This is a genomic window from Desulfogranum marinum, from assembly GCF_016918565.1.
GTDB lineage: Bacteria > Desulfobacterota > Desulfobulbia > Desulfobulbales > Desulfobulbaceae > Desulfogranum > Desulfogranum marinum.
Window position 1 is genome coordinate 52,653 of the sequence record NZ_JAFFQD010000021.1, and the last position, 16,783, is coordinate 69,435.

A 16,783-nucleotide genomic window follows, 5' to 3' on the forward strand; every position below is an offset into this window, starting at 1 on the left:
GGTTGCTGAATGTTAGTGAGATCCGCTAAGTCTTTCTGGCTATGAATAGAGGTTTATTGGTGTAAACATTGAAGCTGACGCAGCCTGAACTGATGAAAAATACGGGTTAAAACGTTGGCAACGCTTTTTTACCGGAAAGTATATCGTAACTCTTTATCACGTCTAAATTTAACCAGCGGAATTTACAGCCTAACTTCTTAAAGTTGTTGTGAAACTATATTTTTTTGATAATGCACTACTTGACGTGTGCAACTATGTTGATTATTAGTACTCGGTTAACGCGAAAGTGGCGGAATTGGTAGACGCACTGGATTTAGGATCCAGCGAGCATAGCTTGTGGGGGTTCGACTCCCCCCTTTCGCACCATCTGTAAATAACGCGAACAAAATATCGCTGATCATTATAAATTATCCTGTGAACTAATATGACAGGACAACAAAGGAACTGCAGTCCATGGAAATCGTAGTCGAAAATGTCTCTGATTTGACCAAAAAACTGACCATTACCCTGCCTAAGGAACTCGTACGTAAGAACCTTGACAAGGCCTATAACAAGGTAAATAAGGACGTTTCACTCAAAGGGTTTCGTAAGGGTAAGGTGCCACGGACTGTATTGGAGAAAAATTTTAAAGAGCAGGTTCAGGCTGAAGTCGGCGAACAACTTGTACAGGAAACCTACTTTGACGCTATTGAGCAGGAAAAAATAGAACCCGTAGTACATCCTGAAATTACAGAGCATTCCTTCCCGGAAAGCGGAACATTTGTTTATGTGGCAATGGTTGATGTAAAACCGGAATTCGATCTTTCCCAGTATAAAGGGATTGATGTCGAAAAGCCCGTGACCAAGGTTTCGGACGAAGAAGTCGATATCGAGATTAAAAAGTTGCAGCGTGAAAATGCGGCTCTGCAAACAGCTGAAGAAGGACACGGTATAGCTGTGGACGACATGGCTGTTGTCGATTTCCAAGGTTTTCATAATGGCAAAGCCATGCCGCAGGTACGTAATGAGGACTACAGTGTAGATGTAGGACTTAATAAACTTGGAGAAGAGTTTGAAGAGAAATTGATCGGCCTGAAGAAGGGCGATAAAACACTCTATGAAATTGACTTTCCCGGAGATTACCCGAATCCAATCCTTGCTGGTAAAAAAGTAGAGTTCAAGGTTGAAGTGAAAGAGGTGAAAGTGCGGTTGATGCCTGAACTCGATGATGAGTTTGCTAAAGATATCGACGAGAAACATGCTACCATCGCTGACTTGAAAGCTGAGATCAGGAAAAATCTTGAAAAGGCCAAGGAAGAGACCATGCAGGGAGATCTCGATGACCGGCTCATGAATAAACTTATAGAACTCAATGAGTTTGAAGTTCCTGAGCGCCTTGTTAAATTCGAGATTCAGGAAATGCTCAAGCAGACCGAGGAAAATCTCAAGCGAAGCGGCCTTAGTTTCGAATCGGCTGGAATTAATCTGGAACAACTGGTCGAGTCGAATCGTGAAATTGCAGTGAAAAGAGTGAAAGGCGATTTCTTGCTTAAAAAAATAGCGGAAGTTGAGGATATTAAGGTCGTAGATGAAGACATTCAGCGCGGATATCAGCGTATTGCTGATCAGTACAACATGACCGTTGATGAGGTTAAGGGGTACTTCAAACGCCGTGAGGAAATCCTGCCTTTTATGAATGAACTGCTGAATGAAAAAATTCTTGGCTACTTGCGTGACGCAGCTAACCTGATTGAGGTGGATGAAGTCACTGACGGAAAGGCAGAGGAAGCTGTTGAGGTAAAAACAGCAGAATAAATGAGTCTGTTAATTTACTAGGGTTTTCGTTCAAGGTCAAGGCATGCTTAAAAAATAACCACAGGCATATGGTTGATATTCCGAGGATTATTTTTTCAGCATAACGAAGAGATAGGGCGAAAAGACAGTAAATCAACGGGCTCATAAATTGGCCTTTTGCTTCTGCCTCTAAACAGATGTACCGTATTTTGGAGATACTCGTATGAATTTGGTTCCAATGGTTGTGGAACAAAGCCCACGTGGTGAGCGGGCTTTTGATATATATTCACGCCTCTTAAAAGAGCGTATTATTTTTTTGGGATCACAGGTAAACGATGAAGTTGCCAGTGTTATCATTGCACAGTTACTTTTTCTTGAGGCAGATGATCCGGATAAGGATGTAACTTTTTATATCAACTCACCCGGTGGTGTCGTCACCGCCGGGATGGCTATCTATGATACAATGCAATACATTCGTTGTGATGTGGCAACTCTCTGCATGGGACAGGCCGCTTCAATGGGTGCGCTGCTGCTTGCCGCTGGGGCGGCGGGTAAGCGCTTTGCATTGCCTAATTCCCGCATTATGATTCATCAGCCCATGGGTGGCTTTCAAGGGCAGGCAACTGATATTGATATCCATGCCAGGGAGATCCTGCGCATGCGAAAGGATCTCAACTCTATTTTGGCTCACCATACCGGTAGGACAATGAAAAAAGTTGAGGCTGATACAGAAAGAGATAATTTCATGAGTGCTGAAGAAGCATGTAAATATGGGATTATTGATAAAGTGTTGACCAGTCGTGAGGAAATCGACGGGGAGAAATAATAGTGAGTGAAGAATTCCATGATGAGCATGGAGGCAACTGTACCTGTTCGTTCTGTGGAAAAAGCCAGGAGGAAGTAGGTAAGCTGATTGCAGGGCCTAATGTCTATATCTGCGATGAGTGCATTGACCTCTGTAATGAAATAATTGTTGATTCCGCTGGTGAGGAAGAAATCACCACGGACGCAGAAAAGGTAGTGCTTAAGCCAAAGGAAATAAAAGCACACCTTGATGATTACGTCATCGGCCAGGACTATGCTAAGCGAGTGTTGTCAGTGGCTGTGCATAATCACTACAAGCGTATTGATGTGGGTCCGGTTAATGAGAAGGACAGTGTTGAGTTGCAAAAATCAAATATTATACTCATTGGCCCGACCGGTAGCGGTAAAACTCTTGTTGCGCAAACTTTGGCCAGGGTCCTTAATGTTCCTTTCACTATAGCTGATGCGACCACGCTGACAGAAGCCGGCTATGTGGGTGATGATGTCGAAAATATCCTGGTCAGTCTCCTTCAGGCAGCTGATTACGACATTGATCAGGCAGAGCGCGGTATTATTTATATCGATGAAATTGATAAAATTGCCCGAAAGTCTGATTCCGCATCTCTTACCCGTGATGTTTCCGGTGAAGGCGTGCAGCAGGCACTGTTGAAAATCATCGAAGGTACAACCGCTTCAGTTCCTCCTAAGGGAGGAAGGAAACATCCTCAGCAGGAATTGGTACGTATTGATACCACTAATATACTTTTTATTGTTGGCGGAGCCTTTGTCGGTCTGGATACAGTGATAAAAAGGCGCACCGGCACGAAGGCAATCGGCTTTGGTGCTAAAGTCGTCAGCGATTCTCATAAGAGTGTTGGGGAAATTTTAAGCGGTATCCAACCTGAAGATCTGCTTAAATTTGGTCTGATTCCAGAACTTGTCGGTCGGCTGCCCGTTATTGCCACCATGGAAGAATTGGTTGAAGAAGACCTGATACGTATTTTAAAGGAACCTAAAAATGCCCTGACCAAGCAGTATATGAAACTGTTTGACCTGGAAGGGGTTAAACTGAGATTTACCGAAGGGGCTTTGGATGCTATTGCTAAAAAGGCCTTGGAGCGAAAATCAGGGGCCCGAGGGTTACGTTCTGTTATGGAGGAAGCCATGTTGGAAGTCATGTATGAACTCCCCTCTGATAAGAACGCTATAGAATGTGTGATTAACGAACAGGTGATTACCGAAGGTGAGTATCCTGTTATCTTGTACGATAATTCAGAAAATAAAAAGAGTGCCTGAGCAGTTTTATGGATCAATTTACCACTGAAAGACTTCCTCTCATGCCCTTGAGAGATATTGTGCTGTTTCCGGGCATGGTTGCTCCGCTTGTTGTTGGCAGAAAAAAGTCCATTCTGGCATTGGAAACTGCCATGGAAGACAACAGTCTGGTCTTCTTGGTCACTCAAAAGGACGCTCTTGTTGATGAGCCCGAGCAACGTCATTTGTATACAATCGGTACCATAGCATCGGTGATGCAATTGTTGCGTTTGCCTGACGGTACAATTAAGGCATTGGTCGAAGGGAAGAGTAGGGCCCGTATTGTTGATTCCAAACTTGAGGGGAGTGGAGAAGACGTTTACTATTCTACTGCCTTGGAGATGATTGAAGATGTCGATGCGCAGAGCCAAGAGGTTTATGCATACGTACGCGAATTGAAAAAAACCTTTGGCCTGTTTGCCCAGGATAATAAAAAGCTTCCCAGGGAGGTCTATAACACTGTTACCGCTATCGAAGACCCCTCCAGGTTGGTTGACCTGGTCATTTCCCATATCCAGCTGAAAACCGAAGAAAAACAAAATGTTTTACAGGAAGCCTCTGTACCGCAAAGGATTTCAATGGTTCTTGAAATCCTTAACAGGGAGATGGAGCTCTCTGCCTTGGAAAAGGATATTCATACCAAGGTAAAGAAAAAGATGAGCGCTACACAGCGCAACTATTATCTTTCTGAAAAAATGCGCGTTATTCAAGATGAGGTCGGCCAGGGTGAGGGCGGCGACGATCTGACTGAACTTGAAGCGACGGTAGACAGGAAGAAATTACCTAAAATTGCCAAAGACAAGGTTGCCAAAGAATTAAAAAAACTTCGTCAGATGCCCCCTATGTCTGCCGAAACTACAGTGGTGCGCAACTATATCGATACTATCCTTGATTTGCCGTGGAGAAAGAAGTCGCGGTCGAAAATAGATATCGATAAAGCGGAAGTTGTCCTTGATGAGGACCACTACGGTCTTGAAAAACCAAAAGAACGTATTTTGGAATACCTTGCTGTGCAAACGCAGGTTAAAAAACTTAGAGGCCCGATTCTTTGCCTGGTCGGTCCTCCCGGCGTTGGAAAGACATCTGTATGCAAATCCATTGCCCGTGCAATGGGGCGCCGGTTTATCAGGCTTTCCCTCGGCGGTGTAAGGGATGAGGCTGAAATTCGCGGTCATCGTCGTACCTATATTGGGGCAATGCCGGGGAAGATCATTCAGTCGATGCAAAAGGCAGGGGTGGTTAATCCTGTTTTCTGTTTGGATGAGGTGGACAAGATGAGCGTGGATTTTCGGGGCGACCCTTCTTCCGCGCTGCTTGAAGTGCTTGATCCGGAACAGAATTACGCCTTTAACGACCACTATCTTGATCTTGATTATGACCTTTCCGGTGTTTTTTTCATAACCACTGCCAATAATTTGCACGGTATTCCCCTGCCATTGCAGGATAGAATGGAAATCATTCAGCTCAACGGGTACACAGAAGAAGAAAAATTGCATATTGCCAATGATTTTCTACTCCCTAAACAGCTTGAAGCCAATGGCTTTGCCGAGCAGCAGATTATTATTGATCAGCCGGGCATATTAGAAATTATCCGTCGATATACTCGTGAAGCAGGCGTTCGTAATCTGGAGCGTACCATTGCCGGTATTTGCAGGAAGGTAGCCAGGGAAGGATTAAAGAACAAGGAGACTGGCAAAAAATACCAGATAGGGATAGATGGTGTTGCCCATTATCTCGGGGTTCCAAAATATCGATATGGCCTTGCTGAAAAGTTTGACGAGATCGGCCTTACTACCGGTATGGCGTGGACGGAAGTTGGGGGAGAATTACTGCAGATCGAAGCGACTATTATGCCGGGATCGGGCAAGATGATCATCACCGGGAAACTTGGTGATGTGATGCAGGAGTCTGCCCAGGCAGCTCTCTCCTTTGTGAGATCGCGCTCAATGCGTCTTGGGCTTGAACCCGATTTTTATAATAAGATCGATGTCCATGTTCATGTCCCCGAAGGAGCTATCCCAAAGGACGGACCCTCTGCAGGTATAACCATGGCCACTAGTATTGTCTCGGCAATACTTAAATTGCCGGTAGATAGAAATATTGCCATGACCGGTGAAATTACGCTGAGGGGCAGGGTGCTGCCTATTGGTGGATTGACCGAGAAACTGCTTGCTGCAAAAAGAGGCAATATCACCAGGGTTATTATTCCAAAAGCCAATGAGCCTAACCTGGAAGATGTTCCTCAGCAGATACGCGATAGCCTGGAGGTTGAACTGGTCGATAACGTGAATGATGTCTTGCAAAAAGCGTTGATTTCCAGAGAGGGCGAGTCATTGTTTAAAGATGTGTCGCTCGATTCCATCTATAGTGACTTTACTCTCTCCTCACACAATACGCCTGCGCAATAAAAGGACAGGGGAGTTGATACGCGTAACGTTTTAATTCAAGAATACTTAACTTAGAGAGTTTTTTTTCTTGACTGGCAGGACGTATCCTGCTAAATACCTTCTTCATCGCTGGGGGCGAATAGCTCAGCTGGGAGAGCATCGGCCTTACAAGCCGGGGGTCACAGGTTCGAGCCCTGTTTCGCCCACCACAGCAAGGGATCGTAGTTCAGTTTGGTTAGAACGCCGGCCTGTCACGCCGGAGGTCGCGAGTTCGAGTCTCGTCGATCCCGCCATAAGGAAATATAAGGGGTTAGCCTGATTAGGCTAACCCCTTTTTTTTTTGTTTTGCAGGAAGTGCTCTCGCAAGAAGCCCACCTTGCCCCTCAACGGAGAGTAAGTTGTTACGCCGGCCAATATGTTAATGGTACCCTTTCAACTTTGTAGAGAAGTCTTCTATCGGTCACAAGGGCATGTGTAGAGATGGTTGAGTGATGTCTCGGAAGCTGGGAGGTGGCAGAGTTTTTTTTATGATACCGTTGGAGATAAGGGTTGCTTTTTTGTGACATCGCCCGTCTAAGCTGTATTGTGTTTAAAATGTTATTTTAATAGATAAAGTGCTTGACTGACAGGGCGTATCCTGCTAAATACCTTCTTCATCGCTGGGGGCGAATAGCTCAGCTGGGAGAGCATCGGCCTTACAAGCCGGGGGTCACAGGTTCGAGCCCTGTTTCGCCCACCACAGCAAGGGATCGTAGTTCAGTTTGGTTAGAACGCCGGCCTGTCACGCCGGAGGTCGCGAGTTCGAGTCTCGTCGATCCCGCCATAAAAAATTCAGGGTAGTTGGCAATCAGCCAACTACCCTTTTTTTATGTGGTAATGCATTTCCGCATTACCTTCTTTTGTCTCTTTCGTGAAACCTCTTTATCAAACCTCCGGCTCTATGTAAGAGGAGGTGTTGGCCCTGATAAATTCGAGCTAGATAACTGCAGTCCTTCTAAGTTCCTGGGTCAGGAGGTCGAAATCGACATCAACGAATGGTCTGTGTTCAAGGATTTCAAGACAAAATTTCCTCGCGACCACATACCGACTAGTCAGGGCTTCTATTTTTTTTGCAATATTTGGGGAAAGTCCCGACATTCTCCAAAAGTCTTTGCCGGTTCCGATCATGATGATAAACATCAGGATTATAACAGACCAGATCAGCCTGGAGTCGGGACCCGTAGCAGAGTGTATGTACCAGTAGGATAACAGCATACCCGCGGTAAATCCGCAGACCACTCCGACCCAACGAACACAATCAAGATGTCTTTTTAGATCGTATTTAGGGTTATCAGACTGCACAACGTCGAGATACTTTGGGATCTGTTCCAGCTTGATGAAAAAATGAACTATAGTCAGGACGTAGCCAAAGGTTACCCAATTTCTAACAAACTTCATGGTTTCTTCTGAGTAGGTGGCCAGTAAAAAAAAGGCATCTCCCGTTTCCCAGGCTTGGATGAGAATGGTTATGAATGATCCGTAAACAATTGCCTGGCAACAGCTTGTGAGGTAGGAGTTTCTGCAGACCTTGGTCAGTGACTTGAGCTGGGATTGACGTGAAAAGAGCCTTTTCATGATAATTCCCTATGGTTAAAAGTGCAAACAGCGGATGTTAAGCGCAGGAACGGATAGTCGCATTGGATTTCCCTGCTGCTTATATTTAAAAACTAATCATTATTATTTATTTTTCCGGTATTGTTTTAAAAATCACTAACCAGGCAGTAAGAAAATATCTCCGTTATATGGTTTGCGTTGAATTCTTTCCTGATGTATCCCTCTTTATTATTTGATTTTATTCGTTTTATTTTGATAGATACTCGACTGCAAACATGTAGGGGATGTGGAAAGTAAGCATTAAATTCCGTGTATGCGTGTATCTAGCCGATACATTATCCCCTCGTCGAGCTTTGCCTCTTCAATTCTTTTTGGATATCTCTCGCTGGTAGCCTGTTTGTAACCTCCTTCCTGTCTCTGTCCTTGTAAATATCTGAATAAGTGCAGTTCTGTTGGTATCATTTTTTAATGGCCCCTTGCTGCTCACCTTTATGTAAACCTCTGTTTGTCTTTCAAACTTTGCAAGAGCTTCTTGTACAGTGTTTCGAGACCCATATAATTATTTGTAGGGTTTTTCCATCATTAATGCTGATACAAAGAGAAGAAAATGTGCAAAGTGTGCGTTATGTGTTAAGTGGTTTTGCCTAAGTGCAGGGGTTCGTTTGCTGCAGCAATGTATGCTGTGTGCATGCCGGATTCCTGGGAAGGATCTCTTGACGTCTTGATGTTATTGCTTCTTTTAACCATTTAGTCTGCTGAAATGTTTATTAAAAATGTATTACTTGTAGGGTTTTTGGTTGTCGCCCTTGCAGGGTGCCGATCCGATAAGGGATGCCGGGGAATTCTAGTAAACAAATGCAGCAGCTGTCATGGTCTTTCAACCAGTTGTGCAAAAGTGGGCGAAGGTTATGGCCGATGGTTGGGTATTATAGATGCAATGAACACATTACATGCAGACGTATCTGAGAAGGAGCGTAAGGTGCTTGCAAAATGTCTTAGTGAACCTTCAGCGGTTACTGATGATATTTGCAGGTGAAAATACGTACAAATGCTATAGGCGCTGTCGCAGCAGGGTTGCGTGCGGGCCGGTAATCAAGAGAGAGAGTATGAAGGAACAGAATTTTAGGCAAATTCAGGAAAAATTAAATGGAGTCACGCGCAGGGATTTTATGAAATTTTGCTCTGCAGTCGCTGCGGGCATGGCTTTACCCGAAGCTGTAGTGCCGAAGATAGCACATGCTATTAGCAGCCCTCAGCGACCGCCGGTCATATGGCTCCATGGCTCTGAGTGTACCGGCTGCAGTATGTCTCTACTCCGGTCAGAGCACCCCTCAATAGAAAAACTGATTTTTGACCTCATTTCGCTCGACTTTCACGAAACCCTCTCCGCCGGAGCAGGGCATCAGGCTGAGGGCGCTTTGCATCAGGCTGTGGAGGAAAACTACGGTAAGTTTATCCTGGTTGTTGAGGGAGCGATTCCACTCAAAGACGGGGGGATTTACTGCCAGGTTGGTGGCAAAAATTTTGTTGATAGTGTGAAAGAAATTGGTGCCCAGGCCGGAGCCGTTATTGCCGTTGGTTCGTGTGCTTCGTGGGGCGGTGTTGCTGCGATGGAGCCGAATCCTACCGAGTGTGTAGGGGTTCAGTCTGTCCTGACCGATAAAACAGTGGTTAGTATTCCTGGTTGCCCACCTAATCCGTACAACCTTCTTTCAACCGTGATCCATTACCTCACTTTTAATAAGCTGCCTAGCCTTGATAAGAAAAATCGACCAAAATTTGCGTATGGGCGTTTAATTCATGAACATTGTGAACGGAGACCGCATTTTGACAACGGGCGCTTTGCCCGTCAATTCGGTGACGAAGGCCATCGTCAGGGATATTGTTTGTATTATCTTGGCTGCAAGGGGCCGGTAACCTATGCGAACTGTTCGACCAGTCAATTCGGTGATGCAGGATCGGGCTGCTGGCCGGTGGCAATCGGTCATCCCTGTTTCGGCTGCGCAGAACAAGGGGTTGGCTTTCATATGCCTCAGTTTTCTACCAGCCCTGTCCTTCACGCAACTCCAGCTGCAGAGCATGCCCCCATCACGGTTGAACGTGGACAGGGCGTATCCGCCGGTTCGGCAGCTCTTATGGCCGGTTTAGGCGGTGCTGCAATAGGCGCCGGAGCAGTTTTTACCGCGAAGCTTGGAACCAAGGGGTCTGCAGATGAAGATGAAAAGGCGTGATTTTATTAAAGGAGCAGCCGGTAGTCTGGCCCTGTTAACTCTGGATGGTCAAGTTGTTGATGCCAGAACTGTAGAAGCACTTCCGCCGAATGCTTTGGGTATTCTTTATGATTCGACCTTGTGTGTGGGCTGTAACGCCTGCATGTCGGCTTGTAAAGACGCTAATTCAATGCAAGCTGAACTTGGCCAGGGTAATACCATCTGGGATAAGCCTCAGGATCTATCTTCGAAAACGCTCAATATTATCAAGAAATTTTCCAGTGGTAAGGGGGTTAACAAAGATGTTGTCGAAGACGGGTATGCATTTATTAAGCGCCAGTGCCTGCATTGTGTGGACCCATCCTGTGTGACGGCCTGCCCTGTAAGCGCCCTTACCAAGGATAAAGAAAGTGGGATTGTGAGTTACAATAAGGATGCCTGTATAGGTTGCAGGTATTGCCAGGTAGCATGCCCGTACAATATTCCTAAATTTGAGTGGGATGATCCGTATCCGGAAATCGTCAAATGCCAGCTTTGTTCTCATCTTATTGCCAAGGGCGGTATTTCCGCCTGTTGTTCGGTGTGCCCAACTGGGGCTTCATTGTTTGGTCCTGTGGAAAAGCTGATTGAAGAGACCCGGCGTCGGCTGCAAATGAAACCCGGCAAGCAATATGATTTTCCCGTTTCCTCCATTGATTCAGGAAAGAGCCATGTCTTTAAGGCACCCAAATATGTACGTCACGTGTATGGCAGGGAGGAACTTGGCGGCACCCAGGTAATGTATATGTCCGCAGTGCCTTTTGAGAAGTTCGGCCTGCCGACCTTTCCCAAGGAATCTTTTGTTTCCATGGCCAGTGGTATTCAGTACGCCATCTATAAGGGAATGGTGTATCCCCTGGTAGTTCTTGCCGGACTTGTATTCATGGTGAAGAAAAATAAAAATGCAGAGGAACAGGGAAAAACCGAAAAAAAAGATACCGTCAAAGGAGATACTCATGAGTGAAGAAGCAAAACCCCTGGGCGGTAGAATATTTACCCCAACTTTTCTCGTCTGCCTGATTATTGTCGGCATCGCAGGTTACTTTGCGATTAAACGTTTTGTTTTTGGGATAGGGTCTATCTCAAATATGAATGATGGGTTTCCGTGGGGTATATGGATAGCCTATGACGTTGTTGTCGGTACCGCCTTTGCCTGTGGTGGCTACGTGATGGCTCTGCTTGTCTATATTTTAAATAAAGGTCAATTTCATCCTCTGGTAAGACCTGCGCTCCTGGCATCCATGTTTGGTTATACTCTTGCCGGTGTTTCCGTTTTTCTCGATATCGGCAGGTACCTGAATGTCTATAACCTTTACCTGCCTTGGCAGATGAATTTTCATTCGGTCATGTTTGAGGTGGCCATGTGCATCGGGACCTATATCTTTGTCCTGTGGTTGGAGTTTACGCCGGCTTTTGTTGAAAAATGGAAGTTAAAAAATTTCGGCAAAAGACTCAATCGAGTGATTTTTGCCTTGATTGCCCTTGGAGTGCTGCTGCCGACCATGCACCAGTCTTCGCTGGGAACAATGATGCTCATGGCAGGGTATAAACTTTCTCCCCTGTGGCATACAAGCACACTGCCGTTACTTTTTTTGCTTACTGCCTTATTCATGGGGTTTGCCATGGTGGTGTTTGAAGCGACCATTTCTTCCCGGGTCTATGCTCTTGGCGATGAGACCAATATGCTTTCCAAGGTCGCGCGGATAATGTCCTGGGTTTTAGGGTTTTATCTTATCATCCGTTTTCAGAATATTTTCATGCGCGGCGAGATGGCCAATGCCTTCTCAGGCACTTTCCTCGGCAACATGTTTCTTGTCGAAAACTTGATGCTTCTCATTGGCCTTTTCATTTTAGCCTATCCAAACTACCGCTCTAATCCGCGATTGCTTTTTGTTGCTGCAGTGGCGGTGTTGATCGGTGGTTCCTTGTTCAGATTCAACACCTATATCATTGGTTTTGATCCTGGAACGGGATGGAAATATTTTCCATCCATCGGTGAACAAATGATTACCTACGGGCTTATTGCCTTCGAAATTGCAGCGTATACACTCTTTGTAAAAGTTTTCCCTGTTTTCAGCGTTCATAAGTCGGCTGAATTGAATTAGTAAGGAGTTTTGTCATGTCTGAACAAATTGTAATAGATCCTATAACCAGAATTGAGGGGCATCTTCGCATTGAGTGTGAGGTGGAAAACGGCCAAGTACTGGATGCCCGATCCATCGGAACTATGTGGCGCGGTATTGAAACCATTTTAAAAGGCAGGGACCCGCGTGAAGCCTGGCTGATCGTGCAGCGCATCTGCGGGGTATGTACCACTGTCCATGCAATGGCTTCCGTACGTGCTGTTGAAAATGCATTGGGCCTTGAAGTCCCTGTTAATGCGCAGTACATCAGGAATATGATTGTTGGTGCCCATTGTCTTGCCGATAATATCATTCATTTCTATATCCTTTCCGCAGTTGACTGGGTAGATATTGCATCGGCAGCCACCAAAGCAGACCCCAAAACAGCGGCGGCTTTGGCCCAGAAGCTCTCTCCCTGGAAAAATAACAGCTACCAGGAGTTTAAACAGACCCAGGATAAACTAAAGAAATTTATAAGCTCGGGCCAACTGGGTCCTTTTTCAAGTGGCTATTGGGGCCATCCGGCAATGCAGCTTGATCCTGATGTTAATCTTATCGCTGCGGTACATTATTTCCAGGCTCTGGAGTATCAGCGAAAAATAAACAAGGTTGTGACGGTGCTAGGATCAAAGACACCGCATATCCAAAATCTTGCTGTGGGCGGGGTTGCCAACCCCATTAATCTGGACAGCCCGGCTACGCTGACCATGGAAAGACTGTATTACATCAAGACCCTGATGGATGAGGTGCGGGATTTTGTTCAGCAGGTGTATATGGTCGATGTTGCTGCAATCGGGGCAATGTATCCCGAGTGGTGTGCTTATGGTAAAGGTAACGGCAATTATCTTTCTGTTCCGGAAATGCCTATGGATGAGCAAGGCAAGAACTTTGCCATGCCTGGCGGCTATATAAAAGGCAGCGATATGGAGAGCTTCAGAAGAATAAGCAGCTCTCAAGACCCATTTTTTGAGGATAATGTCAAAGAAAGTGTTAAGCATTCCTACTATGCAGGTGACTGGACACGGCATCCTTATGTAGAGGAAACAGAGCCTAACTTTACAGGGAAGGAGGCGGATGGCAAATACTCCTGGGTTAAATCACCATCATTTCAGAATGAACCGGCCGAAGTCGGCCCGGTGGCGAGTGTGCTTGCTATGCTTGCAGCACGGCATGCGCCTGCTGTTAAGTATACCAACACGATGCTGGAAACAATGGCGTCTATTGGTCAGACCACATTTGATACGGATATTCTTCCATCAACCATGGGGCGCCATATCTCAAGGAGCATCAGGGCGGCAGTGGTTCAGGATGCCATGGCCGAGCAGTGGGAGGCACTGATTTCCAATATTGATTCCGGCGACAATACAACCTTCAATGAGCCTCATTTCCCAGAAGGTGAGCAGCGCGGTGTCGGCATTCATGAGGCCCCAAGGGGTACCCTCTCGCATTGGATCGTGATTGAAAACGGCAAAATCAGGAATTACCAGGCAGTTGTTCCGTCCACCTGGCTTGCTTGCCCAAGGGGAACCAATGATGAACCCGGATACTATGAGCGTTGCCTGGTCGGCAACCCGGTTGCTGATCCGGAAAAGCCGCTTGAAATCCTGCGGACCATTCACTCTTTTGACCCATGTATGGCTTGTGCCGTGCATATGTTAAACCCTGAAGGGGGGAAATTGTCCACCATCAAAGTGATGTAGGATTTTTCGCACGGCTGACAACCAGCGAGACTTATTGTAACTCGGCTGCCCCATCACTTGATTTCCTGTTACATTGGTTAAGTGGTGGGGTTGTCATCTTTTTAAGGTTTAAAATATGACCTGTTTGCACAATAAAACCATTGGCATACTCGGCATCGGTAATTTGCTGCTGGGTGATGAAGGTTTCGGGGTTCACTGTGTGCAGCACATTGAACAGTGCTATGAGATACCTGAAAATATACGTGTTTTCGATGGCGGTACAGCCGGCATATTGCTCGCGCCGTTTATAGAGCAGTGTGATCGACTTTATGTTTTGGATGTGATTGATCTGGAAGACGATCCAGGTTCTGTTCATCTTTTTACAGAGGAAGATGTCAGGGCAGGGGATGTGCAAACGAGAATGTCACCCCACCAAATAGGAATGCTGGAGATTCTTGATATCTGTAAGATCAGAGGAAAGGTACCAGAGCAGGTACAGTTTATAACCGTTGTCCCGCAGACTCTGGAGCCTGGAATGGACCTTTCCCCGTTGATTGCAGAGCGCGTTACCGATGTTATCGACATTCTTTTGCAATCGTTGGCAACGTTATCTGTATCGCTGACTGAGAAAAAATAACACCGTAATTCTCGCCCTTGCTTTGGTTTCCCGTTGCGCGGCGAGGGTAAGAGCGCGGCAGTGGTACAGCAAAATCTAGACTCAATGCGGTACTGTTGCTGATTATACATAAAGCCTGTAACTGCTCACTGGTGCCTCATCTTTGGACAGGCGCGATTTTTCGCTATAGCCACTCTATGCGGGAGATCGTGACCGTCCAAAGAGGTAAGCGACCAGCGGGAGACTCCGTGGGATGCCTGTGAGAAGTTACTTTTCTTTTTGCGGATTGACCCCTTGTTTGGCTTGATTAATCACCCTGCCGCACCTGGGGCAATCGATCACCAGCCTGGCATTGGAAAAGCCGGCGCCATATTCAGCCTTCATTGTTGCCCTGGCGCCGCAGAGATCACAGACGGCGGGCATAATTCCTTTTCGGATTTTGTTGCAGAGGAATGCAACGACAGTGCTGAGCGTCGCAAAACCGACAAGGGAGAATTTTTCTCCTCCATTAAGATAAATGATGGCAAGAAGGAAAACAATGACAGCCGTTACAATGCGTAGCTTATGAAAAGAGCGGAAATTTAAATACATTTTATATGGATATGTAAAGGGGATCTAGAGCCAAAAAAACAACTTTCATTTCTGGGCTATTTACCCTGCTTTCGGCATTTATTGAACTGAAATTACATGTAGCTATATCTCAAGCGATAGGTTTCCAGCAGCATGCGTCCTGCCTGGTGCTTACCTGTAGCCCCTCCGGCTGATACTGAATTGTTATTCAGTCCCATAGCATAAAATCATTGACAATTTGCAGCTCCGGCGTTTATTTAACTCCCTATTTTAGATACTAACCCGGATTTCTCATGAGTTTTTTTATTTCCGAATTAACCTACTGATATTGATAAAAAATACGGCAGCACTAAATAAACAGACTGTTTTTTTCGTCGATAATCAAAAAACTCACCCTCCGGGTCAGCGGATTTTTCCGCAGACTCTTTGTTGCAGGCCATTTGCGGTAGCTTACTACAGCTGCATGTCCTGCGCCTCGATCTGCGAAAAACTTCACTGATGAGAAATCCGGGCTAAAGGTATTGGATTATCATCAATCTCAAGGGGGTATGGATGCAACTCAAAAAAGTAATTTTGACTGTGGCGGCTTTGTTTTTTGTCTCGACTGTCACGACCACCAGCGTGCTGGGAGCTGATAAATTTGTCTGGAAAATGGCTACATCATGGCCGGATGGGACAATTCTTCAGGAATCTGCTACTTCTTTTGCCGATCAAGTAACGAAAATGAGTAATGGTCGGCTGACCATTAAAACCTACCCTGCCGGAGTGCTTATGGGTGCGTTGGAGGTAACCGATTCGGTGCGGATGGGCGTTATCGATGCTGCCCACTCCTCGCCAAGTTACTCGGTCGGCCAGTTGCCTGCCGCTCCTTTGTTTGGCTATATTCCTTTTGGCATGGAAGCGATTCCGTATCTTACCTGGCTGTACGAAGGGGAAGGGAGTCAGTTACTTGATGAATTGTATGCGAAATTTGATCTTGGTTATGTTGCTCCCTGTGGTATTATCCCCAGTGAGAATCTTGCCTGGTCCAATAAACCCATTACCAAGATGGAAGACTTCAAAGGGCTGAAGTTTCGTACTTCCGGGTACTGGGGTGAAATCTTAAGCGAAGCAGGCGCCTCTGTGATGATGCTTCCAGCCGGTGAGGTATACGAAGCACTGCAACGGAAAGTGTTGGATGCCGGAGAGTTCAGCATTCCCAACATTGATAAGGATCTTGCCTTTTACGAAATTGCAGATTACCTGCTGGTTCCGGGCATTCACCAGACAAGTACCATTCTTGACCTCAAGATTAACAAGCGTTCCTGGAATAAACTTCCTGAAGATCTTAAAGAGATCGTTCGTGTTGCTGCAAAGGCTACAACCATAGAACTACTAACCAAATGCATCGTAAGAGATGTGCCTGCCCTCGACTTTTTCAAGGAAAAGGGTGTGAAAATTCAGTACCTCGATCCGGAAATCCAGAAAGCTTTGGCTGTGAAGGCCGCCGCATTGATGGAGAAAAAGAGCGCAAATGATCCTTTCTTTAAAAAGGTGTACGAATCCCAGAAAAAATTCCGCACTGGATATGATCAGTACAAAGCACTTATGACTCCCTCCTTTAAATAATAAAAATATATTCATTCATTAAAGGAGCCGCCGGGCATACCCGGCGGCTCCTTTGTTTGTTGGAGCA

12 protein-coding genes and 5 tRNA genes are annotated in these 16,783 nt (G+C 45.9%); 15 read left to right on the top strand and 2 right to left on the bottom strand.

Translation table 11 applies throughout. The annotated features are described in order from the left end of the window. The first annotated feature begins 280 nt into the window (after positions 1 to 280). The 9 genes from JWH17_RS12645 to JWH17_RS12685 all read left to right on the top strand — a co-directional run bounded on the left by JWH17_RS12645 (position 281) and on the right by JWH17_RS12685 (position 7,101). Positions 281 to 366 (top strand) — tRNA-Leu (locus JWH17_RS12645). Between the two features lie 87 nt (positions 367 to 453). Further along, entirely contained in the window at positions 454 to 1,794 is a 1,341-nt protein-coding gene (gene tig / locus JWH17_RS12650) for a trigger factor (protein WP_205222993.1), read from the top strand. Positions 1,795 to 1,996: 202 nt separating this feature from the next. Beyond that, positions 1,997 to 2,599, top strand: a complete 603-nt coding sequence (clpP, locus tag JWH17_RS12655; RefSeq protein ID WP_205222994.1) for an ATP-dependent Clp endopeptidase proteolytic subunit ClpP — start codon at positions 1,997 to 1,999, stop codon at positions 2,597 to 2,599. 2 nt (positions 2,600 to 2,601) lie between these two features. Continuing rightward, positions 2,602 to 3,873: an ATP-dependent Clp protease ATP-binding subunit ClpX gene (clpX, locus tag JWH17_RS12660; RefSeq protein WP_205222995.1), complete on the top strand. Its 1,272-nt coding sequence runs from the start codon at positions 2,602 to 2,604 to the stop codon at positions 3,871 to 3,873. A gap of 8 nt (positions 3,874 to 3,881) precedes the next feature. Continuing rightward, positions 3,882 to 6,299, top strand: a complete 2,418-nt coding sequence (gene lon / locus JWH17_RS12665) for an endopeptidase La (protein WP_205222996.1) — start codon at positions 3,882 to 3,884, stop codon at positions 6,297 to 6,299. A 112-nt stretch (positions 6,300 to 6,411) separates the two neighbouring features. Continuing rightward, positions 6,412 to 6,487 (top strand) — tRNA-Val (locus JWH17_RS12670). 6 nt (positions 6,488 to 6,493) lie between these two features. Next, positions 6,494 to 6,571, top strand: a tRNA-Asp gene (locus JWH17_RS12675). Positions 6,572 to 6,941: 370 nt separating this feature from the next. Continuing rightward, positions 6,942 to 7,017, top strand: a tRNA-Val gene (locus JWH17_RS12680). A gap of 6 nt (positions 7,018 to 7,023) precedes the next feature. Continuing rightward, positions 7,024 to 7,101: transfer RNA gene (locus JWH17_RS12685), tRNA-Asp, on the top strand. A gap of 152 nt (positions 7,102 to 7,253) precedes the next feature. On the opposite strand, the gene JWH17_RS12690 is transcribed toward JWH17_RS12685, so the two are convergent. Beyond that, positions 7,254 to 7,892 carry a hypothetical protein gene (locus tag JWH17_RS12690; protein ID WP_205222997.1) on the bottom strand — a complete coding sequence of 213 codons (639 nt, stop codon included), beginning with the start codon at positions 7,890 to 7,892 and terminating at the stop codon, positions 7,254 to 7,256. 1,085 nt (positions 7,893 to 8,977) lie between these two features. Here JWH17_RS12690 and JWH17_RS12695 point away from each other — a divergent pair. From JWH17_RS12695 to JWH17_RS12715, 5 genes are all read left to right on the top strand, one after another. Further along, positions 8,978 to 10,102: a hydrogenase small subunit gene (locus JWH17_RS12695; RefSeq protein ID WP_205222998.1), complete on the top strand. Its 1,125-nt coding sequence runs from the start codon at positions 8,978 to 8,980 to the stop codon at positions 10,100 to 10,102. Further along, a complete protein-coding gene (hybA, locus tag JWH17_RS12700) occupies positions 10,089 to 11,084 on the top strand; it encodes a hydrogenase 2 operon protein HybA (protein ID WP_205222999.1) in 996 nt (331 codons plus the stop codon). Before JWH17_RS12695 ends, hybA begins: the two co-directional genes overlap by 14 nt. Continuing rightward, the gene (hybB, locus tag JWH17_RS12705; RefSeq protein WP_205223000.1) at positions 11,077 to 12,225 is read left to right on the top strand and encodes a Ni/Fe-hydrogenase cytochrome b subunit; all 1,149 of its coding nucleotides are present in this window, start codon (positions 11,077 to 11,079) and stop codon (positions 12,223 to 12,225) included. The genes hybA and hybB overlap by 8 nt, the downstream gene beginning before the upstream one ends. A 14-nt stretch (positions 12,226 to 12,239) precedes the next feature. Further along, positions 12,240 to 13,943, top strand: a complete 1,704-nt coding sequence (locus tag JWH17_RS12710; RefSeq protein WP_205223001.1) for a nickel-dependent hydrogenase large subunit — start codon at positions 12,240 to 12,242, stop codon at positions 13,941 to 13,943. Positions 13,944 to 14,058: 115 nt separating this feature from the next. Beyond that, positions 14,059 to 14,559, top strand: a complete 501-nt coding sequence (locus JWH17_RS12715) for a HyaD/HybD family hydrogenase maturation endopeptidase (RefSeq protein ID WP_205223002.1) — start codon at positions 14,059 to 14,061, stop codon at positions 14,557 to 14,559. 246 nt (positions 14,560 to 14,805) lie between these two features. Here JWH17_RS12715 and JWH17_RS12720 read toward each other — a convergent pair whose 3' ends face one another. Beyond that, positions 14,806 to 15,129, bottom strand: coding sequence for a hypothetical protein (locus JWH17_RS12720; RefSeq protein ID WP_205223003.1), 324 nt, complete (start codon positions 15,127 to 15,129; stop codon positions 14,806 to 14,808). A 531-nt stretch (positions 15,130 to 15,660) separates the two neighbouring features. Between JWH17_RS12720 and dctP the strand changes: the two genes are divergently transcribed. After that, a complete protein-coding gene (gene dctP, locus JWH17_RS12725) occupies positions 15,661 to 16,716 on the top strand; it encodes a TRAP transporter substrate-binding protein DctP (protein WP_205223004.1) in 1,056 nt (351 codons plus the stop codon). The last annotated feature ends 67 nt before the right edge of the window (positions 16,717 to 16,783 follow it).